General features: G+C 63.6%; 24 protein-coding genes and 2 tRNA genes. 10 read left to right on the plus strand and 16 right to left on the minus strand.

The genetic code is table 11. The features are described 5' to 3' along the window. Positions 1-95: 95 nt before the first annotated feature. Positions 96-647 carry a GNAT family N-acetyltransferase gene (locus tag ABEA18_RS17740; RefSeq protein ID WP_345451299.1) on the minus strand — a complete coding sequence of 184 codons (552 nt, stop codon included), beginning with the start codon at positions 645-647 and terminating at the stop codon, positions 96-98. 281 nt (positions 648-928) lie between these two features. On the opposite strand from ABEA18_RS17740, the gene ABEA18_RS17745 reads away from it, so the two are divergent. The 3 genes from ABEA18_RS17745 (at position 929) to ABEA18_RS17755 (ending at position 2,812) form a co-directional block, all read left to right on the plus strand. Beyond that, entirely contained in the window at positions 929-1,750 is an 822-nt protein-coding gene (locus tag ABEA18_RS17745; protein WP_425550550.1) for a nuclease-related domain-containing protein, read from the plus strand. Positions 1,751-1,927: 177 nt separating this feature from the next. Next, positions 1,928-2,104 carry a CsbD family protein gene (locus ABEA18_RS17750; protein WP_236815163.1) on the plus strand — a complete coding sequence of 59 codons (177 nt, stop codon included), beginning with the start codon at positions 1,928-1,930 and terminating at the stop codon, positions 2,102-2,104. A 186-nt stretch (positions 2,105-2,290) separates the two neighbouring features. Next, the gene (locus tag ABEA18_RS17755; protein ID WP_345451306.1) at positions 2,291-2,812 is read left to right on the plus strand and encodes a DUF7793 family protein; all 522 of its coding nucleotides are present in this window, start codon (positions 2,291-2,293) and stop codon (positions 2,810-2,812) included. Here the strand turns inward: ABEA18_RS17755 and ABEA18_RS17760 are convergent. The 5 genes from ABEA18_RS17760 to ABEA18_RS17780 form a co-directional block, all read right to left on the minus strand. Beyond that, positions 2,809-3,978 (minus strand): Gfo/Idh/MocA family protein, encoded by a 1,170-nt coding sequence (locus tag ABEA18_RS17760; RefSeq protein ID WP_345451308.1) that lies wholly within the window; start codon positions 3,976-3,978, stop codon positions 2,809-2,811. The genes ABEA18_RS17755 and ABEA18_RS17760 overlap by 4 nt on opposite strands. Then, complete coding sequence (locus ABEA18_RS17765) at positions 3,975-4,820, minus strand: sugar phosphate isomerase/epimerase family protein (RefSeq protein WP_345451310.1); 846 nt, start codon at positions 4,818-4,820, stop codon at positions 3,975-3,977. Before ABEA18_RS17765 ends, ABEA18_RS17760 begins: the two co-directional genes overlap by 4 nt. 49 nt (positions 4,821-4,869) lie before the next feature. Next, positions 4,870-5,658 (minus strand): carbohydrate ABC transporter permease, encoded by a 789-nt coding sequence (locus tag ABEA18_RS17770; protein WP_345451614.1) that lies wholly within the window; start codon positions 5,656-5,658, stop codon positions 4,870-4,872. A 161-nt stretch (positions 5,659-5,819) separates the two neighbouring features. After that, on the minus strand, positions 5,820-6,779 hold the full coding sequence (locus ABEA18_RS17775) for a carbohydrate ABC transporter permease (protein ID WP_345451616.1): 960 nt from the start codon (positions 6,777-6,779) through the stop codon (positions 5,820-5,822). Between the two features lie 8 nt (positions 6,780-6,787). Further along, positions 6,788-8,155, minus strand: a complete 1,368-nt coding sequence (locus ABEA18_RS17780; RefSeq protein ID WP_345451312.1) for an ABC transporter substrate-binding protein — start codon at positions 8,153-8,155, stop codon at positions 6,788-6,790. Between the two features lie 227 nt (positions 8,156-8,382). On the opposite strand from ABEA18_RS17780, the gene ABEA18_RS17785 reads away from it, so the two are divergent. Then, entirely contained in the window at positions 8,383-9,420 is a 1,038-nt protein-coding gene (locus ABEA18_RS17785) for a LacI family DNA-binding transcriptional regulator (protein WP_345451314.1), read from the plus strand. A 153-nt stretch (positions 9,421-9,573) separates the two neighbouring features. On the opposite strand, the gene ABEA18_RS17790 is transcribed toward ABEA18_RS17785, so the two are convergent. The 6 genes from ABEA18_RS17790 to ABEA18_RS17815 all read right to left on the minus strand — a co-directional run bounded on the left by ABEA18_RS17790 (position 9,574) and on the right by ABEA18_RS17815 (position 13,765). Next, positions 9,574-10,413: an aldo/keto reductase gene (locus ABEA18_RS17790; protein ID WP_345451316.1), complete on the minus strand. Its 840-nt coding sequence runs from the start codon at positions 10,411-10,413 to the stop codon at positions 9,574-9,576. A 117-nt stretch (positions 10,414-10,530) separates the two neighbouring features. Then, positions 10,531-10,983, minus strand: a complete 453-nt coding sequence (locus tag ABEA18_RS17795) for a hypothetical protein (protein ID WP_345451318.1) — start codon at positions 10,981-10,983, stop codon at positions 10,531-10,533. A gap of 8 nt (positions 10,984-10,991) precedes the next feature. After that, entirely contained in the window at positions 10,992-11,645 is a 654-nt protein-coding gene (locus ABEA18_RS17800) for a bacterial proteasome activator family protein (RefSeq protein ID WP_345451320.1), read from the minus strand. 26 nt (positions 11,646-11,671) lie between these two features. Beyond that, a complete protein-coding gene (locus ABEA18_RS17805) occupies positions 11,672-12,139 on the minus strand; it encodes a GNAT family N-acetyltransferase (RefSeq protein ID WP_345451322.1) in 468 nt (155 codons plus the stop codon). A gap of 25 nt (positions 12,140-12,164) precedes the next feature. Beyond that, positions 12,165-12,746 (minus strand): PadR family transcriptional regulator, encoded by a 582-nt coding sequence (locus tag ABEA18_RS17810; RefSeq protein ID WP_345451324.1) that lies wholly within the window; start codon positions 12,744-12,746, stop codon positions 12,165-12,167. A gap of 35 nt (positions 12,747-12,781) precedes the next feature. Further along, the gene (locus ABEA18_RS17815; RefSeq protein ID WP_345451326.1) at positions 12,782-13,765 is read right to left on the minus strand and encodes an NAD(P)H-quinone oxidoreductase; all 984 of its coding nucleotides are present in this window, start codon (positions 13,763-13,765) and stop codon (positions 12,782-12,784) included. Between the two features lie 114 nt (positions 13,766-13,879). Here ABEA18_RS17815 and ABEA18_RS17820 point away from each other — a divergent pair. After that, positions 13,880-13,967, plus strand: a tRNA-Ser gene (locus ABEA18_RS17820). A 91-nt stretch (positions 13,968-14,058) separates the two neighbouring features. Here ABEA18_RS17820 and ABEA18_RS17825 read toward each other — a convergent pair. Next, the gene (locus tag ABEA18_RS17825) at positions 14,059-15,321 is read right to left on the minus strand and encodes a plasmid pRiA4b ORF-3 family protein (RefSeq protein ID WP_345451328.1); all 1,263 of its coding nucleotides are present in this window, start codon (positions 15,319-15,321) and stop codon (positions 14,059-14,061) included. 52 nt (positions 15,322-15,373) lie between these two features. After that, a complete protein-coding gene (nirD, locus tag ABEA18_RS17830) occupies positions 15,374-15,742 on the minus strand; it encodes a nitrite reductase small subunit NirD (RefSeq protein WP_345451330.1) in 369 nt (122 codons plus the stop codon). A gap of 279 nt (positions 15,743-16,021) precedes the next feature. Here nirD and nirB point away from each other — a divergent pair, with 279 nt between their 5' ends. Then, the gene (nirB, locus tag ABEA18_RS17835) at positions 16,022-18,640 is read left to right on the plus strand and encodes a nitrite reductase large subunit NirB (RefSeq protein ID WP_345451332.1); all 2,619 of its coding nucleotides are present in this window, start codon (positions 16,022-16,024) and stop codon (positions 18,638-18,640) included. A 20-nt stretch (positions 18,641-18,660) separates the two neighbouring features. On the opposite strand, the gene ABEA18_RS17840 is transcribed toward nirB, so the two are convergent. After that, positions 18,661-19,434 (minus strand): potassium channel family protein, encoded by a 774-nt coding sequence (locus tag ABEA18_RS17840; protein ID WP_345451334.1) that lies wholly within the window; start codon positions 19,432-19,434, stop codon positions 18,661-18,663. Positions 19,435-19,543: 109 nt separating this feature from the next. Between ABEA18_RS17840 and ABEA18_RS17845 the strand changes: the two genes are divergently transcribed. Then, a complete protein-coding gene (locus tag ABEA18_RS17845; protein WP_345451336.1) occupies positions 19,544-20,422 on the plus strand; it encodes an undecaprenyl-diphosphate phosphatase in 879 nt (292 codons plus the stop codon). A gap of 124 nt (positions 20,423-20,546) precedes the next feature. Beyond that, positions 20,547-21,326 (plus strand): VOC family protein, encoded by a 780-nt coding sequence (locus ABEA18_RS17850; protein WP_345451338.1) that lies wholly within the window; start codon positions 20,547-20,549, stop codon positions 21,324-21,326. A gap of 112 nt (positions 21,327-21,438) precedes the next feature. Here ABEA18_RS17850 and ABEA18_RS17855 read toward each other — a convergent pair whose 3' ends face one another. Then, the gene (locus ABEA18_RS17855) at positions 21,439-23,442 is read right to left on the minus strand and encodes an FAD/NAD(P)-binding protein (RefSeq protein ID WP_345451340.1); all 2,004 of its coding nucleotides are present in this window, start codon (positions 23,440-23,442) and stop codon (positions 21,439-21,441) included. A gap of 59 nt (positions 23,443-23,501) precedes the next feature. Between ABEA18_RS17855 and ABEA18_RS17860 the strand changes: the two genes are divergently transcribed. Both ABEA18_RS17860 and ABEA18_RS17865 read left to right on the plus strand, forming a co-directional pair. Beyond that, the gene (locus ABEA18_RS17860) at positions 23,502-25,763 is read left to right on the plus strand and encodes a prolyl oligopeptidase family serine peptidase (RefSeq protein WP_345451342.1); all 2,262 of its coding nucleotides are present in this window, start codon (positions 23,502-23,504) and stop codon (positions 25,761-25,763) included. A gap of 183 nt (positions 25,764-25,946) precedes the next feature. Further along, positions 25,947-26,034, plus strand: a tRNA-Ser gene (locus tag ABEA18_RS17865). Positions 26,035-26,176: the final 142 nt, after the last annotated feature.

Genomic DNA, 26,176 nt, shown 5'->3' on the forward strand with positions numbered 1-26,176 from the left:
TGCGCGGCCTGCAGCAAATGATGCCGGGCGCCGCGGCTTATGCGCGCATATATATTGGAGCGAAAGGCCCTAGAGCGACCGTCATCCTCAGTGCCCTACCAAGGGGTTCCCCGAAGGTCGATCGGTCCGGCGGGCCACGATGCGGTGGTCTTACCCGCGGAGCAGATCAGGATCGGACTGTCCACGGACTCGATGATTGTGGTTCCGTCAAGTCGTGAAAAGCACCGCTCTTGCGCTCGGATCCGCCGCCAGCCGCAGGACTCATAGAACGGCGCGATCTCTTCACGGCAGCCGAGGTAGCCGAAATCCGCGCCAGCTGTCTCCATGGCCACCCGGGTGCGTCTCATCAGCAGAGTGCCGAGTCCTGTTCCTCGTGCTGGAGGTGCCACGAGTACCCCGCCGGTGCCACCCACAAGGATCCCGATAGGGCCGACGCCGATCAGCCTCGTCTGGAATCCGACGTGACCAAGGAGGCCTAGACCATCGAAAGCGAGGACATGGACATCGGCGGGCGAATACCCATAGGGATGGTCAGGATCCCACACGCCGAACGTCTCGTAATATTCGGCGTCGAAGAGGGACCGAAGGCCCTCAATGGTTCCGCTATCAAGGTGGCTGTGCCTGACAACCCGGATCGTCGTCTGCATTTCCCTATCCTCACATGGAGTTTATCGATTTGCGGGCGCACGCCCTGGATCCGGGGAGTGACCGATCTGCGGGCCACAGGAAGCCGCCACGGTCTACGGGCTTCGTCTATCCCTGACACCCCGGTGCGTTCCCCTTGTCAGGCACGGGACGGACCCAACCCCGGAGTCTGGACGAGACCGGATGCGGTACCTCCCAGAAACGTCCCCCTCTGAGAGTGAGAATGGACCATGCCAGCGCGTATCTCCGACCCAGCAACCCAGTCCGCATCCTCATGAAGCAGATAAGGCTTCGGTACGCCGGGGCATGTCGGGATTGCGGGACTCCTCTTCCGCCCGGCACGAAAGCGATCTACGAAGCCGCCACGAAGACTGTCCGCTGTCTGGGGTGCGTCCCCGTGGCCAAGTCCCCGGATCCCCAACCGGCCGGACCACCCGAACTAGCCGATGAGGACTTATCGCCCACCGCGTCCGGAGTAGCCGGTTCGTCAGCGCGACGAGAATACGAGCGCCGCAAGGCCAAGGATGAGGCGAGGCTCCGCGAGAAGTGGGGCCGATTGGGTGGTCTCGCCGTCGCGCTCTCTGACGAGCGGCAAAGCACCAAGGCCTGGGACCAGGGTGCGATCGGCGAGGAACGACTCGGGGCCAGGCTGGATTCCCTCGCCACCGCCGGCGTCGCGGTCCTTCATGACCGCCGAATCCCCGGTTCGAAGGCGAACATCGACCATATCGCCATAACCCGCCAGGGGGTCTGGGTGATCGACGCCAAGCGGTACAAGGGGCGGCCCGAGCTGAAGATCGACGGCGGCATCCTTCGCCCGCGCGTCGAGAAGCTCCTCGTCGGCCGGCGCGACTGCACGAACCTGGTCGATGGGGTGCTCAAACAGGTCGGACTCGTACGCGACCTCGTCGGAGATGTGCCGGTCACCGGGGCGCTGTGCTTCGTCGAAGCCGACTGGCCCCTGATCGGGGGCGCGTTCGCCACCGGCGGCATTCACGTTCTCTGGCCGAATCGCCTAGCCAAAGTACTAGCAGAGCAGACAGCCGGCGACGTTGATGTCGCCGCTACGTGTGAGTCGGTGGCCTCGCGGTTCAAGTCTGCGTAATGACCTTGTCAGCGTTCGAAGCCGTCCGTAGGGCCATCGGAATGTCGTCGAGTCCCCGGGCTGGTAGAGGTGCCTAGTCATCGGGTAGCCGCCCCGGACTTGAAATCCAAACCCGAAGCATGCTTAGTATGTAGTAACGGCCGGATCGATCGGCTGCCGAACCAGAGGAGGAACACCATGGGACTAGGCGACAAGATTGAGAACGCTGCCGAGAAGGCTGGCGGCAAGGGCAAGGAAGCTGCCGGTAACGCCACAGGCGACGAAAACCTGAAGGCGGAAGGCCAGGCCGACCAGGCCAAAGGCGATTTGAAGCAGGCCGGCGAGAAGGTCAAGGACGCTTTCAAGAAGGACTGACCTGACCGTCTAGCGAAGGGCGCATCCCATCGGGGTGCGCCCTTCGCTGTGCCCGCTAGTTGATTCCAGACGGACTCCCTCGGGAACACTCCGCATACTTACTAATCATGGACGCCGGGCAACCTCACCGGTACTGTGATCACACCCGAATGTTGCTCATCCGGGGACTGCGTCAATGGAGTTGCAGTGAAATCACATCTGGGGGATTTGATGACAACGCTGGTTCAGTCCGAGGGCGAATTACACCGCGACGCAGAGGTCGACACCGTTTCCGGTGCGGACGGAGGCGAGGCGTGGTTCAGTTCAGAACATGAAAATGTCCGTGTTGAGGACAGGGGTGAAGGGGTACTCCGGATCACTTTGCGCCCGGGCCGCCGGATCACCGCAGAGGACGGAGCGCTTGTCCGGGAAAGATACGTGGCTCTGACGGGCGGAACGGGCGCCGCGGTGCTGCTGCAGGTCATCGGCGTCGAGTCCGTCAGCCGCGACGCTGTCCGATTCTTCAGTGAGGCCGCCACCATCACGGCCTTTGCGATCCTGGGCAGCACGCCCGTGGACCGTGTCATTGCCCACGGCAGGCACGGGCTCCCCGCACCGCAGTGCCCGACCCGGTATTTCTCCGACGAACTAGAAGCCCTGGGGTGGTTGCGCGATCTGCGTGCTGGCGCCGCAAAGAGCGGCACCAGCACGGCAGTCAGGCAGACTTAGGCGCCCCCGGTGTGGACGACGAGGTCGTCATACTTGCCGGCCAGGACGTCTTCGAAGTACACGGCCGTCCCCAAGGTTGCCGACACGTAAAGGGCCCGCACCGTGGCCAGGGCCGCGGTTGCTTCCTGAACTCCGACCCGCGGATCTTTTCCTTCGCGGATGGCTTCGACGACGTCTGCGTACTGCTTTTGGTGCGCGGTCTGCAGGTCATCCGATCCGTCGATGTTGGCTGAGGCATCATGCGCCCCGACCTCAAGTTCGGACTGGTTCCCGGCCCCGGCCACGCCGTAGGAAGATTCTCCCTCTACAGGAGCGTTGTCTGCGGCGTGGAAATACTGCAGCCGATCATTGTCGACAACAGCCGAGCCCTTCTCGCCGTGGACCTGGATCCGGGCAGTGAGTCCGGGATAGGCCGCGGTGGTGCAGTGGATGACTGCCAGGGCGCCCGAGGCGAAGCGGACAGTGGCAACTGCCGTGTCCTCCACCTCGATGCGCTCGTGGGCAAGAAGCGCAGTATGGGCGTGGATCTGAACAGGGGTGCCCAGGAACCAAAGAAGCAGATCAACACTGTGAACGCCTTGATTCATCACGGCCCCGCCGCCGTCGAGCTCCCAGGTGCCCCGCCACTGGCCGGAGTCGTAGTAGTTCTGGCCCCGCCACCAGGCCAGCGAAGCCACTCCCGAGGTGATCCTGCCGAAGCGTCCGGACCGGACCGCGCGGGCCACGGCGACGCTGGCCGGATCGAAGCGGTGCTGGCTGATCACCGAGACGACCTGCCCGGTCGCGGCAGCCGCCGCATCCGCAACGCGCCTGGCGCTGGGCAAGTCCACGTCGATGGGCTTTTCGATGATGACGTGCTTGCCGGCGTTCAGGGCCTCGACGGCCAGGTCGGCGTGGAGGCCGCTTGGCGTGCAGACTGCGACGAGGTCGATGTCCGCGTCCTTCAGCGCTGCTGCCAGCGACGAGTAAACAGCCGGACGAGGGTGGTGCAGCTCGTTCTCAACGGAGCCTGCCAGCGCAGCCGCGGCTGGCCCAACCGGGTCAACGAGGGCGATAAGCTCCAGATCCTTGTTGTCGGTGATAACCCGGGCGTGCTGGCGGCCGATGACTCCGCAGCCGACGACGGCGGTCCGCAGCTTACGCTTGGGCGTGGTTGCTGTGGTCATTTGGTACCAACTCCGGCTTCAGCGAGGAGCCGGTTGAATGCGCGGCCCGCAACTCCGAACGCCGCAGGTCCGGAGAATCCCCCGAGGTGATGGGTGTTTGCCAGGTGGGGTTCCAAGGAAGCGAAGCCTTCGAACCCGTCCGCCTTCAATGCGCTGATGGTTTCGCGGAGTTGGCCGTCGCCATCCCCAGCCGGCATCACCAAACTGTCATCGGCGCGGGCATCCTTGACCTGGAGATATTCCAGGTACGGGCGGAGCATGCGGTAGGCCTCGCTGAAGGGTTTGACACCCACCTGGACGAAGTTCGCGGCGTCCCAGGCAACCCGCAACGCCGGGGAATTAACAGTCGTCATGATGTCCAGGACGCGTTCAGGCGTGTCGCCGTAGATGTCCTTTTCATTTTCGTGGAGGAGTACGACGTCGTGCGCCTGGGCCTCCGCGGCCAAGGCACGCATGCGCACCATGACGGCGTCGCGGATGTCTTCAGCGCTGATGCCTTCCTCTCGATAGAAGGAGAAGATCCGGATGTAGCGGGTGCCTAGGACCTTTGCGGCCCGGATGGCCGCGTGGAGGCGGTCCACCTCGAAGGCGACAGGCGTGGTGATGTCGACCTTGCCGATGGGAGAGGCGATGGCGGACACCCCCATGTTTTGCCCGCGCAGTATCTGCTCCAGCCGGGCGAGGTCCTTTTCGGACAGCTCCACGATATTGGTGTCCCAAGCGCTGCGGACTTCGATGTGGTTGGCGCCCAAGGCCTGCAGAACTGCGATCTGGATGAACGGGTCCGGGCTTATTTCGTCGCCGAATCCAGACAGTGTCCACTGGGTTTGCTTGACGGTCACGTCGTTTTCTCCTTGAAGTAATACATGGGTGGCAGCCGGTGTGGCCGGCCTATTTGACGCCGCCGGCAGTCAGGCCGCCGACGAGGAAACGCTGGAAGATGAGGTAGAGGATGACCACCGGGGCGGCGCAGACCAAGGATGCGGCCATCATTTGGCCATACAGGGGCAGCGCCCCACCTTCCGCGGAGGAACCGAAGATCTGCAGTACAACCGCAACGGTCTGGGTATTTGGACGGGTCAGGACCGAGGCGAACATGACATCATTCCAGCCGAGCAGGAAGGAAAAGACGCCGGCGACCACCAATCCGGGCCAGCTAAGCGGGAAGATGATCCGGAAAAGAACACCGAGGGAGGAGGCTCCGTCGATGCGGGCTGCTTCCTCCAGTTCCTTAGGCAAGCCCCTCAGATAGGTGACCATGACCCAGATGGAAAACGGCAGCGCAAACGTCAGGTACGCCAGGAAAAGGCCCCAGTAGGTTCCAATGACAGTGACTCCCAGATAGTTGCCCGCCGAGGCAAAGAGAACAAACACAGGGAGCAGCAGCAGGCCGCCGGGAACGCTTTGCAAACCGATGAGCCCGCGCAGAATGCTGAGGCGGCCCACGAACTCGAACCGGACCAGCACGTAGGCGGTGATGATGCCCAACAACGAGGAAACGACGGCGACCGCTCCGGCGATCATGACGCTGTTGATCAGCCCGTTGCCCAAGGGCAGCGTGCTCCAGATCTTTGTGTAGTTGGCCAGGGTGAATTCGGTCGGGAAGAACGCTCCCCTGGCTACCTCCACATCGGAGTTCATGGACGAAAACACGATGTACAGCAGGGGAATCCCGACCATGGCGCACAGCAGAATGGTGCCTCCGACCAGCAGAGGTGTCGGAAGCAGCCGGTATACCGCGGCAGTCTGCCGCCCGGCCTTGCGGGGCGCGCTTCCAGCGGGAAGCGCCGGGGAGGTATCCAGCGGGACCTCCATAACGACGTCGGGGGCCTGGTTGTTGCTCATTTCTTGCCTCCCGCGTCGGTGCCGGTGTCGAGTCGAACGGCCTTCAGGTAGAAGTAGAGCGGTACGGCAATCAGCAGAAGCGAGATCAGTGCCATCGCCGCGCCCATGCCGAACCGCAGGCTGGTGAAACTCATGCTGTAAACGAGGGTCGGCAGTACTTGCACGTCAAATGGAGCAGGGACTCCGAAAAGCAAGAAAGCAAGCGAGAAGTTGTTCATGTGGTGGAGGGTCGCGATGAGGCAGGCCAAGGCGACTGGCCCGCGCAAATAAGGAAAGATCACGTAGCGCAGCTTCGTCCACCACAGGGCGCCGTCGATGGCCGCGGCCTCGTGGACTTCCTGGTCCACGGATTGAAGGCCCGACAATGCCATGAGGTAGATGAACGGCCAGGCCGCCCACACCTCGACGAGGATCAGTACCCAGAAGCTCGCCGGACCGGTGAGCCACTGGCCGGCAGGCAGCCCGAGCCCGGTCAGCACCTTGTTGACGATGCCGTCGTGCTGGAGCATGGTGCGCCAGAAGCTTCCCACCACGAACGATGGGAGGACATAGGGAATCAGGAACATCGAGCGCACCAGCGACCTGCCACGATAGGCATTCTGGGTCGCGAGTGCGGCGTACACACCGATCGGTACCGTGATGACGGTTGCGATCAGAGAGAAGCCGACGCTGTTGCCGAATGCGTGGACCAAGTCAGTGGATGTGAACGCTTCGACGAAGTTGTTCAGTCCTACGAAAGGGGCACTGATCCATTTACGGATGGTGTACTGATCGAGCTGAAGCATCGCGATGTAGATGCCCAGAATCAGGGGAACGATGATAATCAGGCCGATCAGGAGCGCACCCGGGGTGAGCATCCACAGCGGCCGGTTTCGTTCGCTCACAGTCCGCCGACGCTTGGCGGGAGGTTGCCCGCCAAGCTCCGGGGCGCGCCGCAGTGCGGCGTCTTTTTTCATCGTGATGCTCACTTGTTTGCCGACGCCCTGTCGAGGGAGGCTTGTGCGTCCTTCTGGGCTTTGGCCAGCGAAGCCTTGAGATTGCTCTCATTGAAGGTGCCATTGCCAAGATCGGGGCGGGACTGAACGACGACGTTGGTCAGGGCCAGCTGGATGTCGCCCCAAGCGCCGGTGAACGGCGTGGTCTTGGACTTGGACGCCGAATCAATGATCGGAGCCAGCGAGGGATCAGCGTCCTGGACCTTCTTGGCCGCCGCAGCGTTCGTGGGCAGATCCCCGAACAGCTTGTTGTAATTGATCTGCTCGTCGTCGCTGGTGAGCAACTTGATGTACGCAGCGGCGAGGTCCTGGTTCTCCGAGTACTTGGCGATCACCATGTTGTCACCGGAAATGATTGAGCTCACCGGCTGGCCACCGGAGGGCGCGGAGCTCTGTCCGGGCGGCACGGTCGGCATCACGGCGTACGCGTACTTGCCCTTCACCGGTGAGGCATCGAAGGTGACTTTTGACGATGCGGTGGTCATCAACATCATCGCGGACTTGCCCGCGGCGAAGTCAGCTGCAGCCTGGGTGTCGTTCCAGCCCACTGCGGCCGGGTTGACGACCTTGTCTTTGGTCAGCCAGCCGAAGTATGTTTCATATGCCTTGAGCACCGTCGGGTCATCAATGCGGGCCGTCTTTCCATCCACCAGGGTGTTGCCGGACTGGTTGGCCATTGCCCAGGCAAACTTCCACGGTGTGTAGTTGTCGGCATATCCGGTCGCGAACCCGTACGTGGATCCCGTGGTCAGCTTCTTGGCCTGATCCAGCAGCCCGTCCCAGGTGTTCGCGGGCTTGTCGAGCCCGGCCTTCTTGAACAATTCGGTGTTGTAGGCAAGAACGTAGGGCCTGGAGGTGAAGGGGACGCCCACTTCGTTCTGGGCGTCGGGACCGGAAATTCCGAGCGTCGCCGGAACGAAGCGATCGCGGCCGCCTACTTTGTTCCACATATTTGAGTCGAACTTCACGAAGGCGTCTGTTGAGTACGCGGTCGGGGTGAAGGTCGTACCCACTGCGTAGACGTCCGGGCCTTGGCCTGCGACAACGGAGGTTTGGATCTTCGAGAGCTCATCGTTGGCGTTGGCGAACGTCTCGAATTTCAGGTCAGCGCCGGTCTGCTTCTTGAATGCGTCGGCAATGTGGGTCTGCCAGGCCTTGAACTGATCGGCTTTGTTCGTGTTGGCACCGACCAGGACATCCAGGGTCTTGCCCTGGCCGTTGGGGGCGCCGCCGCTCGCGCTTGCGGAGCTGTTGTCGCCACCGCATCCGGTTACTCCTAGTGCTCCCAGCGAAACGAGAACGACCGCGCCAATAAGTCGCGTCCTTGAGTTCTTCATGTCTTCTTAATGCTCCTCGTTGAGTCGCCCCGAGATCTTCGGGGGAACCGGCCAGACAGACCGGATGTTAGCTGGAACACTATGACAGTTGCTGCAACAAGTGCAACGGTTGCCAAAAATTGCCATCGTTGCTTCTGGGGCCGGTCTGTCACAGATGGGAAGGCGGTTCGCAAATGAGAGAAGATGGACTTTCAGACCGCATTGCGGGGCCGCAAGGGGGCAGCACAATGAGCATTAGCGAGGCCAGCATTGGAGCCAGTCCGCTGGGGCGGGGACCGACTATCAGGGACGTTGCCGCTCTCAGCGGCGTGGCCGCCTCCACGGTCTCGCGGGCATTAACCCAACCGCACCGCGTCAACCAAGCCACCCGGGAACGCATTGAAGCGGCCGCACGCGAACTGGGATACGCCCCCTCCACATATCCCCGCAGTACTGGCCCAGGAAGGTCCGGAGCTGTCGCCGTCCTGGTTCCGGACATCACGAATCCGTACTTTTTTGACTTCATCCGCAGCACGCAGCACCAACTCAAGACTGCCGGCTACACCCAACTGCTCGTCGACACCGAAGAGGATGTCGAGCTGGAAGCAACATATCTGGAAGAGTTCCGGGGCTCCGCCGTCGGCTTCATTCTTCCCGCAACCCGTCTCAGCGACGAACAGCTGATCAGCGCCGCTGCCAAATCCCCCTTGGTGACAATAAACCGCAGCACACCCGGTGTGCCCAGCGTGATTATCGATACTCCTTCGGGGGTCCAGCAGGCCATGGAGCATCTGTTTTCACTCGGGCACAGGGACATCGCCTATCTCGCGGGGCCGCCGAATTCCTGGTCCGACGGCCGGCGCTGGGACGCGCTGCAGGAGAGAGCCGAGTTGTTGGGAATCATCATCCGGCGCCTTGGACCCTACCACCCGAGTACGCGGTCCGGCGCAGCCGCCGCCGACACCCTGCTCAACAGCGGGGCCACTGCGTGCATTGCGTTCAACGATTTGGTCGCCATCGGCGTTCTCGTCAGGCTGAGGGAGCGCGGCATCGACGTTCCCAATGAAATGAGCGTGGTCGGGTGCGACGACATCTTCGGAGCCGACTTCTGCCAACCGCCCCTGACCACCCTCACCGCACCGATCGAACAAGCCGGACGGGTCGCAACGGACATGCTCGTCAGCAGGCTGCGACCCGGCCGGTCCCAGATGCGGATGAAAGCCGAGCTCCCCACCCATCTGACGATCCGCGCCTCCACCGGTCCGCCCCTCCGCCCAGCGAGGTGAGCCCACAGCGCTCCCCTCTGAGCAACGCGGGGTCACTTACGGCCCATTTGGTGCCGCTGAATGGGCCGTAAGTGACCCCGCGTTGCGAGATCCCGCCTGATACACGCAAGAAGGCCCCGCACCTGTTTGGTGCGAGGCCTTCCCGTTGAGAAACTAGGCGAAGTCGGAGACTGCCGGGTCCGGTCCGATGCGGCCTTCGGCGCCTCGGTCCAGGCCGTTGATGGCCTCAATGTCGGCCTCATCCAAGGTGACGCCGAGTGCTGCGAAGTTTTCCTGGATCCGGGACTCGGTCACGGACTTGGGGATCACGACGTTGCCGATCGCCAAGTGCCAGGCGATAACCACCTGCGCCGGGGTGGCGCCGTACTTGGCAGCGATCTGGGCGATAGTGGCGTTCTCAAGGAGCTCGCCGCCCTGGCCGAGAGGCGACCAGGCCTGGGTCAAAATGCCGCGCGCCGTAGCGAACTCCCGGAGTTCGGCCTGATTGAAGAACGGGTGCAGTTCGATCTGGTGGATCGCCGGAACAACGCCGGTCTCGTCGATCAGGCGCTGCAGGCCTTCCTTGCTGAAGTTGGAGACGCCGATGGACTTGACGCGTCCGCGCTTCTGGAGCTCGATGAGCGCCTTCCAGGTGTCCACGAACTTGTCCTGCTTCGGCTGCATCCAGTGGATCAGGTACAGGTCGAGGGTTTCCAGGCCGAGGCGGTTCATGGATTCTTCAAAAGCCGCGAGCGTGGACTCGTAGCCCTGGTCCGCATTCCACAGCTTGGTGGTGATGAAGATTTCCTCGGGCTTGAGGCCGGAGGATGCGATGGCGCGTCCCACGCCTGCCTCGTTGCCATAGATCTTGGCTGTATCGATGTGTCGGTAGCCGGCGTCGAAGGCCTGACGCACTACCTTTTCGGCTACATCGTCCTCAACCTGCCACACCCCGTAGCCGAGCTGGGGGATGGCGTTGCCGTCGTTAAAAGTAAGGTTCGGTGACGAAGTCATGGCTTCCATCCTGCCAGCCCCGCACACCGGGTGGCTACGGATTCCGCCCCCTCTAAGCTAGGCGCTTAATAGTTGTTATGTGGGAATAGACGCGTCTGCACCTAAATCGCCAATAGCCTACGAGCCGGCCTTGGCCCTCAGCAGGCGTTCGGCTTCTTCGACATTTTCGTAAACGGCTTCAGCGCGTCGTCGTACCGAAACGGCTCCTACAGGAACGGGCCCGACGGCGAGACGCAGCATCGCGGCTGCCTCCGCCGTGGTGGCAAGAGAGTTCCCCGCTTTGGACAGCGCGCGATGGACACCCGCGAGCGATCCAGGAATGTCCAGCCCATCACTGGGCGCCTGGAGTTGGGCCTCCACGCAGATCGCACGCACCCTGGACGACAAGTCCGCCAGTTCGTTCGCAACGGCCACGAGTTCGACGTAAAGCTGTTCGTCTTCTACGCCTTCAAGCACTTGGTGGTACCGGTCAAGGCCGCGATGGAAGCGATCGTGGGCACGGCGCCACAGTCCTTTGCCAAGTTCAGCGTCATCCTTCCGTCCCTGTCGGACGGCCCCAAAGAATCCCAACCCAGCGCTCAGAGGTACTGACCCGGGTGTCGGTCCGGGTCTTCAACGCGAGAAGGTTCGTCTGGTTCCGCTTCCTTGCCGTGAAGGCGGGCACGCTGCGGCTCACCATTTTCGCCAATCACGACGCCCGGGGCGATCATGGTTCCGGGCGGGAGCTGGCGAAGCTGCAACTGGGCAACAGCATGCTCCCGGGCTGCCTGCTGGGCAGCAATGGCGGTCTGGATTCCATGGAACAACCCTTCGAGCCAACCGACGAGCTGGGCCTGCGCGATCCGTAGTTCGGCGTCAGAGGGCGTGGCGTGTTCAGGGAAGGGGAGGCTGATGCGCTCCAGCTCTTCCACTAGTTCCGGTGCGAGGCCCTCTTCCAGCTCTTTGATGGAGCGTTCGTGGATCGCCGCAAGGCGTCCGCGGGCTGCCTCGTCCAAGGGTGCGCTCTTCACCTCTTCGAGGAGCTGGCGGATCATGGTGCCGATCCGCATGACCTTGGCCGGTTCGTCGACGAGGTCCTGCAGGGTGCTGCCCTTCTTGACGCCAGGCTTCCCGTTGGCCTTCGGACCTGCTTCCGATGTGCTCTGTGCCGTGCCAGCGTCCAAGGTTGTGCCCTCCACCGGGATGTCGTCAAAACTCTCGCCACTGGGTTGAGTGTCGTCCTGATCGCTCATGCGTTCATACTCTCACGGGCCGCAACTCAGCCCAGTGCCTTGACGAGTATTTCGCCTTCGTCCTTAGCGAAACCACATTTTTCGTAGAAGCCCGTCGCATAGAGGTTGGCCGGGACCCAGACTTCTTCCATCCCGTGTTCCCGCATCCACTCCTCCATGACGGCCAAAAGAGACCGGCCGATACCACGGCGGCGCCACTGCGCATGAGTCCCCATTTCCATGAGGAGCAGTTCGGCCCAAGGTCCGGCATTACGACGGCGCTGAATGCAGCAGTGGAGGAATCCCATTGTCTCGCCGCCGAGCTCAGCCAGCCAGAAAAGCACGCCGGGGTCGCCCAGAAAGGAGCGGGCGCCGTCGTACGTCAACGCGCCTGACGGCACGACTGAAGGATCCTCGTCGAACAAGTTGTCCGTCTCCGCCAAGCGAATCAGCGCGTCGGCGTCCTCGGGGCCGAGCAGCCGGATCCGGACGCCGGCATTCGTCAATGTTTCCATGTCAGCACCTCCCCTGCGGAGCAGTTTATGCGGTGGGTGTCCCCGTGGAGCGGACGGTTCCGATCATGCCGTTGCTGGCGCCGTTGGCCTGCTGGACCAGCCTCGCGTCGCAAAGATCCAGCCAGCGGGCCTCCGCCTCGGCATGGAAGATCAGGGAGTCCAGGACGAGCAGCCTGGCCGTATCCGTCACTCTTTGGTTGGCGGCCAGGTCCCTGCGGTCCTGGGTATACGCCTGCAGCTCGCGCAAGGAAATCTCCCGTTGGGCCTGAATCAGCGCGGGGACGTCGGTGCCCGCCGTCGTGACGGCCAACGCCAGCTTGATGGCCAATTCGTTCCTCGGCGGCGCTCCACGATCCACTGCGGTCGCGAACCATCGACGGATCTCCGCAGTCCCGGCGTCGGTGATGCTGAAAAGCACGTGGCCGCGTCCGTCGTCGCCCTCTTTGCGGACCAAAGCGTCGCGCTCCAGCCGGTTCAGGGTGGTGTACACCTGTCCGATGTTCAACGGCCAGACGGCTCCCGTGCGTTCCTCAAACGCCGCTCGCAATTGGTAGCCGTAGCGTGGTTGCTCCTGAAGTAATGCCAGGATGCTGTACCGGATGGACATCGATCTCCTTCGTGCTGCCGGTTCGGCGGGCGCCGCTAGAGCAGCAGCAGGACTTTGCCCATGTGCTCGCCGGAATCGAAGTATTCGTGGGCTTCGCGGACCCGCTCCAAGGGGAACGACTTGGCCACGAACGGCTTGATCCGGCCGTCGGCCAGCATCGGCCAGACCGATTCACGGACGGCATTCATGATGACACCCTTTTCCGCGACCGGCCGCGGACGGAGCGCCGTGCCGATGATGGCCGCCCGTTTGCTGACCAACTGGCCGAGGTCGAGTTCGCCCTTGACGCCACCCTGCAGCCCGATCACCACCAGCCGGCCGTAGTCCGCGAGTGCTTCCACGTTCTGCTGCAGGTATTTGGCACCGACGACGTCGAGAATGACGTCCGCGCCTTTGCCGCCGTTTTGTGCCCTGAGGCTTTCGACGAAATCTTCCTCCGCGTAATTGATGGCAATGTCGGCCCCGAGGAAGGCTTTCGCGGTTCCGACCTTTTCGGCCGTTCCGGCCGTCGTCGCGACCTTAGCGCCGTACGCTTTGGCGAGTTGGATGGCCATGGTGCCGATGCCCCCAGTGGCGCCATGGATCAGTACCGTTTCACCGGCCTGCAGCTGTGCAGTCATGATGAGGTTCGAGTAAACCGTTGCGGCTACCTCAGGCAGGGATGCGGCGGTGACCAGGTCCACGCCGTCGGGCAATCGCAAAACCTGCTCCGCCGGGACAGCAACCTGTTGCGCATAGCCGCCACCCGAAAGCAGGGCCACTACCTTGTCGCCGACCGAAAACGGCTTGCTCACCTCGGGCCCGAACGCGGCAATCCTGCCGGAGACCTCTAGGCCGGGAATTTCGGACGCTCCCGGCGGCGGCGGGTAGAAACCGCGGCGCTGCTGGACATCCGCCCTGTTGAGACCTGCAGCGACGACGTCGATGAGAACCTCGCCGGGGCCTGGAACCGGAGCAGGGACGTCCCGGATTTCCAGAACCTCGGGCCCGCCCGGTTCGGAGATGTAGACGGCTTTCATAGAGTGCTCCCGATCCCTCGCTCAGTGCAGTTGGCCATTCAGACACCTTAACCGCGTTAATCGCGGCGGCAGGTTTTTGGCGCAGCCAACTCCCTATGAAACACTACTAGGCAGGGAAGGTTGTCCGAGCGGCCTAAGGAGCTGGTCTTGAAAACCAGTGTGCGGTAACCCCGCACCAAGGGTTCAAATCCCTTACCTTCCGCGTGGCGCGCTTTAAGGCGCGAACTGGCAGCAGATGCCCACAGAATCGCTTCTTGTGGGCATCTGCTGCTTTTTCGACGGCGCTAGCCAGTTCAGTAGCTGCGGTCCCCTAATCGACGCTGCACGTCGAGCAGGAATTTGAGCCCGCCGTCAGACAGTTCCGAGTTCCGGAGACTCCAGCTGGCCGACTCCCGCAATGCCAGGCACCGGAGGGTCCGGCTGTTGTCCAGATCCAGGTGCCAGGCGTCATCCAAGGGAATCTCGGTGCCGCCAGGCATCCGGTAACCCTTTGCGTGGAGCGCCGACTGAATCACTTCCCGGCGCACGTTGTACGGGGGCGCCTCGCCGCTAACAGCCCAATGGACCAGCAGGCGCATGACCTCTTTGTCGACGCCGTGCTGCGGAAAGGCGAACCGCTCGGCCAGATAGTCCCACAGGGCTGCAGGATCCTGCACAGCGTGACGGCCAGCGGGGGTGAGGACCAGCCTTCCTTTAAACTTGCGTAACAGTTTCCAATCCTGCAGTTGTTCACGAAGGTCCAGGATCGGAACAACGTTGTTCTCATTTCGCCCCGGCATCGGCCACTCATCATCCCAGCCGAGCTGGGTCATGGCCCGTTTGACTATTGCGGGTTTGAGGTAGCCGGCGGATGTCAGTTCCAGCCCGTCCGGGTGTGCTGCATTTAGAAACCACGAAACCGGGCCAAGGACGGTCTCCCTGTCTTCCGGTGTAGCGTCGCCCGGCCAGATCCGTCGTGCCAGTTGGCACAGCTGCCCATTCACCGCGACGAGATCGAAGTCGGTGGGGTCGAAGTCGGCTGCCGGCTGATGGGTTACCAATTCGAGCCACTTCGCGCACTGGCCACGCTCGGAGTGGCCAGGGTTGCCAAGCACGGCCACCACATTCGCGTAGCCCGCTGCCCCGCCAGAGTCTTCCAGGGGTCCCCGCATCGCGCCATCGAGGCAGGCAACGGTGTTTTCAGGGAGAGTGGCCGGGCCCACGACCTCGATCTCGTGAATCCACGAATCACCAAAATCGTACTCGTACTCCAGCGGAGCTTTACCCGGCCGGGCCGGGTCAATGAGCTCAAGCAGCCCGACGTCGGCAGCAAGCTCGGCGCCGGGTTGCACGCCGTCGTCGTCGGTTCCGATGATGATCCGGCGGACGCCCTGACGATCGACACCGCTAACGCCGTAAAGGTGGCAATCCTTCCAACCGAAGGCCGTCTGAATGCTTCCGTGCAGGACAGCGACGGTGGCCGACTCGGGGAGGACCACCCGCCTCCAAATGAGCGGTTCAGTACCGAGAATTTCTATACGGAGCTCGACGGCGGGAAACTGCTTGGGTGCGTCCATATCGGCCATTCTGCCAGTAGGGGCAGCGACGCCGGGACGCCCCTGATGCAGCCTAGACGGCTACTTCGACATATCCGTCCACCAAACGGGTGTTGTAGGTGGCGAGCCGCAGTTCAGGGTTGGTGAAGCATTCGCCGGTTTCCAGGTCGTACACCTCTTTGTGAAGCGGCGAGGCGATGGTGGGACGGCTGCCCCGGGAACCGACGATGCCCCGCGCCATGACGTTGGACAGGGTCGCCGGGTCCTGCTGGGATACCGCCAGGACCTGATCCGGCGTAGTGCGGAAGAGCGCTACTTGCTTGCCTCCGACCAGGGCAGCTTCGCCCCAAGCCGGTTCCAGCTCGTCGATTGCGCAGACGCGGTGCCAGCCGGACGCGGTCGGTGCGCCCATCAGGTTTTGCCGATCCAGAATTACGGTCATTTCAGCCCCTATCGCTAAGCCTGCCGGTCCGGCGGATCCAATTCCGCCAGCCGGCACGGGCCGTTTGCGGCCACAACTTCACGGTAGGCCCGCGATGTTTCGCCGGAATGCAATCAATGTGTCCTGCTCGTAAAGGAGACCTCACATAACCGCAATCCTCACCGTGATGCCGAAGTTAAGCCCCCGAAACAAAAGGGAAACTGACGCGAAACTGCGTGTCTTTAGTCTGAAGTGACAAGTCGCGGATGACGGTTCTGCGGCACATGCGAAAGGCCGCCAGTGACCGGACATACTTCCCCTTCAGAGAACCCGCGCCGCATTGTGGTCGCGGGCGGAGGCCCTGCGGCCCACCGCTTTGCCGATGCCATGCATACCCGCGGTCTCGAGGGCTGGCACGTCACGGTCCTGACCGAGGAAGCGCATCTTCCCTATGACCGGGTCACGCTGAGCAAGGCGCTCATCGAGGTGGACTGCGACCTCACCCTCGGACACGCGTCAATGTGGGAGCACGAGGCCCTGGACCTGCGCACTGGCGAGCGGGTGGTCAAGATCAACGCCGATGCCAAGTCGGTGGAAACCGCGGCTGGCAATAGCTATGAATACGATGCCCTCGTGGTTGCGACTGGTTCGAATGCTGCCCGTCTGCCGATCCCGGGCGCCGAGCTCACCCATGTCTACCGCACCCTCGAAGACGTCTGGGCCATCAACGAAGCAATCACGCAGCTCACGGAAAAGCTGGGCCGCAAGGTCAACGCTGTCACCATCGGCGGCGGTCTCCTCGGCCTTGAATCGGCAGCAGGGACGGAGCGGTTGGGTGCCACGCCGATCGTCATCGACGGCGCGTCCTGGCTGATGGCCACCCAGCTCGACGAAGGCGCCGGCCAGGCACTGGGCCGACTTATCAAAGACAAGGGCTTCGAAATCCACGGCGGCGTCTTCCCCTCGGAAGTTTTGTCCGACGACGACGGCCAGGTCACCGGTGTCCTCATGGCCGACGGCCGCACCATCGACGCCGACATCGTGATCGTCGCGATCGGGGTCAGGCCGCGCGATGAGCTCTTCCGTGCAGCGGAGGGCGAGGAACAGGTCTTCACGCTTGGCCAGCGCGGCGGTGTTGTCATTTCCGATGCTTGCGAGACTGAGATCCCCGGAATCTTCGCCATCGGTGAGGTGGCGAACTTCGGCGGGATGTGCCTGGGCCTCGTGGCACCGGCGAACACGATGGCCGAGATCGTCGCGGACCGCCTGCACGGCGGACAAGCGACCTTCCCCGGTTTCGACACGGCCACCAAGCTCAAGCTCTCCGGCGTGGACGTCGCGAGCTTCGGCGACGCGTTCGCCAAGACCGAGCACTCCCTGGAAATCGTCTATGCCGACCCCGCCCGCGGCGTGTACCAGAAGATCGTCACCACCGACGACGCCAAGACCCTCCTCGGCGGCATCTTCGTCGGCGACGCCACCCCGTACATGAGCCTGCGCCCCCTGCTCGGCCGCGAACTGCCCGCAGAACCCGGCGCCTATTTGACGGCCGCCGGCGGCGGGGACGCCCCCGACACCGAACTGCCCGATGACGCGATCCTGTGCTCCTGCAACAACGTCCCCGCCGGGAACATCCGGGACGCGGTCAACGCGTGCGGGACGTGCGAAGGCAAGGAGCCGGTCCGCGATGTGCCAGGCCTCAAGGCCTGCACCCGGGCCGGGACGCAGTGCGGTTCGTGCGTGCCGATGCTCAAGAAGCTCCTCGAAGGGGAGCTGAAGAAGTCCGGCATCGAAGTCTCCAAGGCGTTGTGCGAGCACTTCGAGCTCTCCCGGCAGGAACTTTTCGACGCGATCCGCGTCCTGGAACTGACATCCTTCGAAGACATCCTGGCCAAATACGGCACCGGAGCGGGCTGCGACATCTGCAAGCCAACCATCGCCTCGATCCTGGCGTCGCAGCATTCCGCGTACGTGCTCGACGCCGGCCGCGGCAGCCTGCAGGACACCAACGACCGCGCCTTGGCCAACATGCAAAAAGACGGCACCTACTCCGTGGTCCCGCGCATCCCGGGTGGGGAGATCACGCCCGACAAGCTCGTGGTCATCGGCACGATCGCCAAGAAGTACGGCCTGTACACGAAGATCACCGGCGGCCAGCGCATCGACATGTTCGGCGCCCGCCTCGAACAGCTCCCGGAGATCTGGGGCGAACTCATTGACGCAGGCATGGAGTCCGGCCAGGCGTACGGCAAGAGCCTGCGCACTGTGAAATCCTGCGTGGGCTCCACTTGGTGCCGCTTCGGTGTGCTCGACTCTGTTTCCATGGCTATCAACCTCGAGTTGCGCTACCGCGGCCTGCGCAGCCCGCACAAACTCAAAATGGGGGTCTCCGGCTGCGCCCGCGAATGCGCCGAAGCCCGCGGCAAGGACGTCGGCGTGATCGCGACATCGGAGGGCTGGAACCTCTACGTCGGCGGTAACGGCGGAGCGAACCCTGCCCACGCCCAGCTCCTCGCCGGCGGCTTGGACGACGAGACCCTGGTGAAGTACATCGACCGCTACTTCATGTACTACATCCGCACCGCCGACCGGCTCCAACGCACCGCCCGCTGGCAGGAAGAGCTCGACGGCGGCCTGGAGCACGTGCGCCAGGTTGTCGTCGAGGACTCCCTCGGCATCGCCGAGGAGCTCGAAGCCGCCATGGCCAAGCACGTTGGGTCGTACGAGGACGAGTGGGCCGCGACCCTGAAGGACCCGGAACGCCTCCGTCGCTTCCGCTCCTTCGTCAACGCCCCCGAGCAGGAAGACGAGGCCATCGTCTTCGTCCCCGAACGCGGCCAGATCCGTCCGGCCACCAACGAAGAAAAAAGCGCCGTCTTGATTTCTTCCGCGAGCATCCCGGTCCGCGGAAGGGACTAAGGACGCACCGGGACGGCGGGCTAGGGCGACGGCGAGTGGTCGCCGCGGGCTCCGACCACGCCGCCCCGTGGCTCGCCGTCGGCGGTTTCCAGAAGCGCGCTAAGGCGTTCGACTTGCTCTGCCAACCGGCGGATCTCCTGTTTCATGGGCTCCTCGGCGACTGTCGCGGCCGCCGCAGCTCCGGAGGAGACCTGTTCAACGAGCCACGAGGCAACCGAAGCGGTTACGACGCCCAGGACAGCGATTCCGCAGACCATCAAACCTCCGGCAACGCAGCGGCCCACAACCGTCACCGGGTAATGGTCCCCGTAGCCGACGGTTGTGATGGTGACCATCGCCCACCAGATGGCATCGCCAAAGTTGGTGATGTTGGCGCCCGCGGCGTTCTCCTCAGCATCAAGCACGGCGAGGGCACCGCAATACGTCAGGAGGGCCGCGGACCCAAGGACAAAAGTGAGGATGCGGCCCCGCATCGCGTTCCCGGCGGTGCGGTGAAGCAGCTTCAGGAGTGTCACGAGCCGCAACAACCTCAAGGGCCTGAGGACCGGGAGGGCCAAAATCAGCAATTCGTGCAGGTTCCGCACGAACCACTGGGCGCGACGCCGCGCCAGGACCAGGCACATCGCGTAGTCCAGGGCAAACACCAGCCAGGTGACCCAGATGATGGTGTCAACGACCGTGGATTGGGCCTCGCTGAGATTGGCGATTACTTGGAATGAATAGGCCACCAGGAACAGCACGGCTGCCGCCACCATGGGCCATTCGGAAACCTGCCGCCATCGCTCTTGAGTCATTCGTCGATATTAGCCACCCACCCTGTTGACCGCGTTCACCTGCTGGCACACGGCTGCCTCCCAGCAAACGTTCATCTCCCAGTAACCGGTTCTGGCTAGGATCGAACCCATGATTAATATGATCCAGGCCATCGTTATGGGCCTGCTGCAGGGAATCACCGAGCTCTTCCCGATTTCCAGCCTCGGCCACAGCGTCATCCTGCCCAAACTCTTCGGTTGGGGCCTGGACCAGAAGGCGCCCGAATTCCTGAACTTCCTCATAGCCACCCACCTGGCTACAGCAATTGTGCTGTTCTTCTTCTTCCTCCGGGACTGGATTGAAATCGCCAAGGGTCTTGGCCGCTCCATCCGGGACCGGAAGATTGCTCCGTCAGACACGTACGCAAAGCTCGGCTGGCTCCTCGTGGTTGGAACCGTGCCGGCCGGAATCATCGGTTTGGTCCTGGAAAAGCCCATTCGGAACCTCTTCGGTTCGCCGCTGATCGCTGCCGCCTTCCTGGTGCTCAACGGTCTCATCCTTTTTGCAGCCGAGCGTCTGCGGACAAGGGACAGCCGCCGCGTAGCGGAGCAGGCGGCCACTGCAACGGTTTCCGACGCCGAAATCGCCACCCTGCCGTGGAAACGCGCCTTGGCAATCGGAACCGCCCAGGCAGCCGCCCTCATCCCGGGAATCTCCCGCTCCGGCTCGTCGATGGCCGGAGGATTGCTGTCCGGGCTGAACAACGAAAACGCTGCGCGGTTCAGCTTCCTGCTCGCCACGCCGATCATCGGCGCGGCCGCCGTGCTCAAGCTGCCTGAACTCTTCACCCCGGCCATGGCCGACGAGCGTGGCGTGTTCCTGGTGGGGGCCCTGTGCGCGGGTGTCGCCGCATGGTTCGCCACCAAGTTCCTGCTCCGTTTCTTCGAGACCCGGACCTTGACGCCTTTCGCCATCTACTCGGTGGTCGGCGGAGCGATCTACTTCATCCTGATGCTCGTCATGGGCTAGGTTCCGCTGAAGGCATCGAGCCAGGCATTGAAACTGTCGGAGGCCCCGCATAGGGTTTTGTCTGTCTCCACCACCCACTCATGAAGCCGTGGCAACAACCGCGGTAAACGACACAGGAGCAAACATGCCTACGCCTGACATCACCCCCGGTTCACCTTGCTGGATCGACCTGATGACCTCGGACCCGGAGAAGGCAAAGTCCTTCTACAACACGCTCTTCGGCTGGACGTACGAGACCGGGGACCAGGAAAAGTACGGCGGCTACATCACGGCCTCGAAGGACGGCAAGATGGTGGCCGGGATCATGCAGAAGCAGGAAGACATGGGCCAGATGCCAGATGTCTGGTCAACGTACCTGCGCACTGACGACATCAAGGCCACCACCGAAGCGGCCCTCGCCAACGGCGGCCAGGTCTACATGGAACCCATGGAAGTTCCGGACCAGGGAACCATGGCGATGTACGCGGATTCCTCTGGAGCGGCCATCGGTGCCTGGCAGTTCGGCGAAATGAAGGGCTACCAGCTGGCTGCCGAAACAGGCGCACCCGCCTGGCACGAGCTCTTCGCCAAGGAGTACGACTCGGCAGTTTCCTTCTACCAAAACGTCTTTGGTTGGGAAACCACCGTCATGGGCGACTCCCCTGAGTTCCGCTACACCACGCTCGGGGCGGGCGACAACGCCAAAGCCGGCATCATGGACGCCTCCGGTTTCCTCCCGGCGGAGGTCCCGTCCTACTGGGGCGTCTACTTCGCGGTGGACAAGGTCGATGACACCATCGAGCAGGCGGTCGGGCTAGGCGCCACCGTCGTCCAGGCGGCTGAGGACACTCCCTACGGCCGGATGGCCACCCTGACGGACCCGACGGGTGCGATCTTCAAACTCATCCAAAACCAGGCTGCATAGGCCCAACCGCTAGGCGCAGCCCGCCACCCACCAGAGAGCATGCTCTCCCCTCGCTCCTGCGAGTGGACATATAAGGTTTATGTCCACTCGTTGGAACGGGAGGGGAGCATGCTCATTCTTGGAGGGGAAGGCCGAGCATGTCCCGAGCGATTTCGTCCGCGTCGCGGAGGGTCCGTTGGCCGCTTCGGTAACCGGTGCCATCGGAAGGCCGGGCTTCGGCGGCGATGGCCGTTCCCCACTGGGTAGAGGAAAGCTGCAGGCCAAGGGCGTATAGCCCCGGAGTCACTGAACCGTTGGCGCCCACCAGCCGGTAGGGGTGCGGCTGCACATCCAAGCCAGAGGTCTGCACCGGCATTCCCTCGGCAGTCATCATCACTTTGGGCCGCACCAGTCCGTCGGCCAGCAATTGCCGCAGGAACGGAGAAACACTCACGCCAACGCGGTTCGCGGGAGACATGGCCTCAATCAGGGTCCTGGCTTCCACGGCGTCGTCGTGCACCCAGGCAGATACCGCGCGGAAGACGCGCTTGGAACGGTCAACGCTGAAGCGCGGATCCGGGCCAACGAAACCCACGACGCCGGCGCGCGCCAAAGCGGCCAACTGTTCGGCGCGCAGGGCGGGAGGACCGCTCGCGAGTCCCTCAACGAAGGATTCGAACCAGCCCCGCAGCTCGCCCACCCACGATTCGTCCGTGATGCCGCCGTCGGCCACGGCGCTCTTCAGGATCGCCCGTCCGGTATGCAAGGCACCGATGGCCATCTTCACGGGATCTGACTCACCGAGCGCGGAGCGGCGGGCGTCGTCGTCCAGATAGTCGACGACGGCGGCGTCGAGTTCTTTCCTGGACGCGAAGGAATGCCCGGCCAAGGGCGCTGCGAGGCCCAGCAGGTCAAGGCGGCGCGACGCGGCAACGTGGGTGGCAACCAGCTCTGCAACCTGGTTTTCCCATCGCCCGGTGGCATGCGCGTGCGGCTGCAATAAGTCTTCGAGGGCAGCAAGGAATTCCCTCGCATCGGACACGGCCACGGGTTCCGCTACGACCAACGTTGAGTAGTAGGCCCACAGGGCGTCCCGATGCAGGAGGGGCCAAAGATCGTGGTCGAAGCCAGGTTGGATGCCTGCCGCGGCGAAGCGTTCCACCGCGCTCTCGGTCAGATACCGCAAGCGCACGGACTTGGGATAGTACCCGTCCAACCCGGCCTTGGCCCGGTACGGGGTTCCCCGTCTGGATGCCGCGATGATCTTCGGTTCCCGGCCGGAAGGCAAGTACTTAAGCTTGCCCGGGAGACCGACTTCAGCCGGCACGAATTGTCCCCCTCGGCCTTCGGTCAGCTGGCCCATGACGTCGAAGAAATTCAGGCCCATGCCGCGGACCAGGACCGTCTCCCCGTCCGGGACCAATGCCCAGTCCACATCGGCGGGTGCGGCGGGCGGCACGTACAGCAGCCCGAGCTCCGAGGCCACCTCACTGAACGACCGCTGCTCCGGGTTGAGCCGGGACTCAAGGTGGCCCAGCGCGAGGACGAGGGAATCCACGGTGAGCCGGGCGCCGTCGTCGAGTTCGACGTCGAACCCTCCGCCCGCGGGCTCACCGGGCGAACCGTCCGGTGCACCGTCCGCCCGGCCGCCCGGGAGCGGACGCGCCGCCACGGCGTTGCTTCGGTGAAAGGCGATCTCCACGCCGGCCGGGACACGGTCGAGTAGTTCCTCCAGCGTGGATCGCAGATACCGCCCGTAAAGGGCACGGCTGGGAAAGTCGTCGGAGGCGAGCCCGGCAAGTTCGGCCCGTTCCTCGTCGCTCAGGCCGTGACCGCCACCTGACCGCTGCTCCGCCCGCCACTGCTCAAAGGAGCCCCCGGCCAAAGGCGGTGCGAGTCGCTCGTCCTCGGGGATCAACGTGGGGTAGAACGACTGCGTGTTCATGAGGTACAGCCGGGACTGCTCGGGCTGCCAGACGTGCCCGGGGCCGGCGGGATAGGGGTCCACGACGTCGATGTGCAAGGAACGCGTTTGGGTTTCTGTCGCAGCCCAATTGGCGAGCAAACGCTCCAGCACACTGGTGCCGCGGGGACCTGCCCCGATCAGCCCGACCCGAATGTTCTGCGATTTACCCACGCCCAAGCCTAACTTCTTGTGACTTGCTTCCTTCTCAGACAGTCACTCTAGGATGGGGGATGACCACCACAGCAGCTGATCAAGCGCCCGCGCCCGACAACGAAACTGCCCAGGGAACCGCAATCGCCCCCGAACCTGTCGACGAGAATATCTGGCTGGAAGACATTCACGGCGAAGAACAGCTGGCCTGGGTGCGGGAGCAAAATGCCCGCACCGAAGACTTGCTCGACGACGCCGACTACACGGTTTTGGAAGCCGGAATCCTGGAGGTCCTGGACTCCACGGACAGGATCGCCATGGTCAACAAGCGTGGCGAGCACTACTACAACTTCTGGAAAGACCAGCAGAACCCCAAGGGCCTCTGGCGCCGGACCACCTGGGAAAGCTACCTCAGCGACGCCCCGGAATGGGACGTGCTCCTCGACATCGATGCGCTGGCCGCCGCCGAAGGCGAAGAATGGGTTTTCCACGGCGCCAACTTCCTGCGCCCGGCCGAGGGTGAACCGCACCGCCTCGCCATCATCGCTCTCTCCCCCGACGGCGGTGACGCCAACCGCCACCGCGAGTTCGACGTCGAGACCCGTGCCTTCGTGGACCCGGCTGCAGGCGGTTTCGACCTTCCGACCGCGAAGGGCAACGTGAGCTGGCTCGACGCCGATACCCTGCTCGTTGCCAGCACCGCCGACGGCCTGCCGAAAACCAGCTCGTCCTACGCGCGCACCGGGGTGAAGCTCCGTCGCGGCCAATCCTTGACTGAGGCGGAGCGGATTTTCGAGATCCCCGAAGACCACATGATGGCACTCGTCGCCCACGACTCCACCCCGGGTTTCGAACGCACTTTCGTCGTGGACTGGATCGACTTCTTCAACCGGACCACTTCCGTTCTGCATGACGACTCGTGGCTGGCCATCGATGTCCCCACCGACGTCAACCTCAGTTCGCACCGCGAATGGCTCATGTTCCGTCCGCGGCAGGACTGGAACGTGGACGGAACCACCTATCCCGCAGGGTCTCTGCTGGCCGCCGACTTTGAGGGCTATCTGGCCGGGGCACGCGATTTCACGGTACTTTTCACCCCGGATGAACACACGTCCCTCCAGTCGTGGAGTTGGACCCGGAACTACCTCCTCCTGAACCTGCTGCACGACGTCTCTTCCGAAATCAGGGTGCTCGACCCGGCCCACAAGGACTCCGCTGGTGGGTGGGCCTCGACTTTGTTGGATGCGTGCCCGCCGCTGCACGATGTCAACGCCTACGCCGTCGACGACGAGGACGAAGCGGAAGGCGACGACGCCGGCAACGACTACTGGCTCGTCGCAACGGGCTTCACCACCCCCACCACCCTCATGCGCGGCACCCTGTCCCCCGGGATCGCGAGCTACACGCTCGACGGAGGCCACGACGGCGGTGTGGCGAGCACGCACGCAGTGGTGAAGTCCTCGCCGTCGTTTTTCAACGAGGCGGACTACGAGGTCCAGCAGCACTTCGCCACCTCGGCAGACGGCACGCGCGTGCCCTATTTCCAGGTGGCGTCCAAAGATCTTGACCTCGACGGCGAGAACCCCACACAGCTCTCGGGCTACGGCGGCTTCGAAGTCTCTAGGACCCCGGCCTACAGCGGAGCCATCGGGCGCGCCTGGCTGGAACGCCGGACCGAAAGCATCCCGTCCGAAGACGGCTCTGCTGCACATTCACGTGGCGGCGTCTACGTCGTGGCCAACATCCGCGGCGGCGGCGAGTACGGTCCCGCTTGGCACAGCGCAGCCTTGCAGGCGAATCGACACCGCGCGTTCGAGGATTTCGCTGCTGTGGCGCGGCACCTCATTTCGCGGGGCGTCACCAGTCCGCGGCGGCTCGGCTGCGTGGGCGGCTCCAACGGCGGACTGCTGGTGGGCAACATGCTGACCCAATACCCCGAGTTGTTCGGAGCCATCTCCTGCGGCGTCCCGTTGCTGGACATGCGGCGCTACACCAAGCTTTCGGCCGGCTACTCCTGGATTGCCGAGTACGGCGATCCCGACGTCCCGGAACAGTGGGAGTACATCCGCACCTTTTCGCCGTACCACCTGCTGCGCGACGGCGTGGAGTACCCGGAGACGTTCATCTGGACGGCCACCTCCGATGACCGTGTAGGCCCGGTCCAGGCCCGGAAGATGGCAGCCCGGATGCAGGCAATGGGCATCCCGAACGTGTGGTTCCATGAAGCACTTGAAGGCGGTCACGCCGGAGCCTCGGACAACCGCCAGGCAGCCTCACTCCAAGCCCGCAGCCAACACTTCTTGTGGCGGGCGCTTGCGGGCAAGGAAGGCTCGGGGCACTAGCGCCCTCGACGGGGAGCGCCCGACGGCGGCCCGCGCCAAGTCCGACAGGCGGCAGTGTGGCGCCCGACGGCGGCCCGCGCCAAGTCCGACAGGCGGCAGTGTGGCGCCCGACGGCGGCCCGCGCCGCCGTTTTGCGCTCGGTGCCCAGTTCTGCGTATCCTTGGTTGGCTAGCAATAGCAACTGGAGACGTGCCAGAGCGGCCGAATGGGCTTCACTGCTAATGAAGTGTGGGGCACAACTCCACCGGGGGTTCAAATCCCCCCGTCTCCGCGTTTGGCCCCGGTCCCTGACCGGGGCCTTTTGCGTTCCTCGGGCCATCAGCGGCCTGGGTCTTCAACGGCGCCGACGGCGGGGAAGGTTCATGTCTCCGACTCTTTCAATTCAGCTCGCGCCAATAACCTCGTCCGGGTAA

This window comes from Arthrobacter gyeryongensis (assembly GCF_039543785.1).
Classification (GTDB): domain Bacteria; phylum Actinomycetota; class Actinomycetes; order Actinomycetales; family Micrococcaceae; genus Arthrobacter; species Arthrobacter gyeryongensis.

Coding starts and splice junctions, on each gene's coding strand:
- ABEA18_RS17740 (WP_345451299.1), bottom strand. CDS start 647: ATGCAGACGACGATCCGGGTTGTCAGGCACAGCCACCTTGATAGCGGA.
- ABEA18_RS17750 (WP_236815163.1), top strand. CDS start 1,928: ATGGGACTAGGCGACAAGATTGAGAACGCTGCCGAGAAGGCTGGCGGC.
- ABEA18_RS17760 (WP_345451308.1), bottom strand. CDS start 3,978: ATGACCACAGCAACCACGCCCAAGCGTAAGCTGCGGACCGCCGTCGTC.
- ABEA18_RS17770 (WP_345451614.1), bottom strand. CDS start 5,658: ATGGTCGGGATTCCCCTGCTGTACATCGTGTTTTCGTCCATGAACTCC.
- ABEA18_RS17775 (WP_345451616.1), bottom strand. CDS start 6,779: ATGAAAAAAGACGCCGCACTGCGGCGCGCCCCGGAGCTTGGCGGGCAA.
- ABEA18_RS17780 (WP_345451312.1), bottom strand. CDS start 8,155: ATGAAGAACTCAAGGACGCGACTTATTGGCGCGGTCGTTCTCGTTTCG.
- ABEA18_RS17785 (WP_345451314.1), top strand. CDS start 8,383: ATGAGCATTAGCGAGGCCAGCATTGGAGCCAGTCCGCTGGGGCGGGGA.
- ABEA18_RS17790 (WP_345451316.1), bottom strand. CDS start 10,413: ATGACTTCGTCACCGAACCTTACTTTTAACGACGGCAACGCCATCCCC.
- ABEA18_RS17800 (WP_345451320.1), bottom strand. CDS start 11,645: ATGAGCGATCAGGACGACACTCAACCCAGTGGCGAGAGTTTTGACGAC.
- ABEA18_RS17805 (WP_345451322.1), bottom strand. CDS start 12,139: ATGGAAACATTGACGAATGCCGGCGTCCGGATCCGGCTGCTCGGCCCC.
- ABEA18_RS17810 (WP_345451324.1), bottom strand. CDS start 12,746: ATGTCCATCCGGTACAGCATCCTGGCATTACTTCAGGAGCAACCACGC.
- ABEA18_RS17815 (WP_345451326.1), bottom strand. CDS start 13,765: ATGAAAGCCGTCTACATCTCCGAACCGGGCGGGCCCGAGGTTCTGGAA.
- ABEA18_RS17825 (WP_345451328.1), bottom strand. CDS start 15,321: ATGGACGCACCCAAGCAGTTTCCCGCCGTCGAGCTCCGTATAGAAATT.
- nirD (WP_345451330.1), bottom strand. CDS start 15,742: ATGACCGTAATTCTGGATCGGCAAAACCTGATGGGCGCACCGACCGCG.
- ABEA18_RS17840 (WP_345451334.1), bottom strand. CDS start 19,434: ATGACTCAAGAGCGATGGCGGCAGGTTTCCGAATGGCCCATGGTGGCG.
- ABEA18_RS17845 (WP_345451336.1), top strand. CDS start 19,544: ATGATTAATATGATCCAGGCCATCGTTATGGGCCTGCTGCAGGGAATC.
- ABEA18_RS17850 (WP_345451338.1), top strand. CDS start 20,547: ATGCCTACGCCTGACATCACCCCCGGTTCACCTTGCTGGATCGACCTG.
- ABEA18_RS17860 (WP_345451342.1), top strand. CDS start 23,502: ATGACCACCACAGCAGCTGATCAAGCGCCCGCGCCCGACAACGAAACT.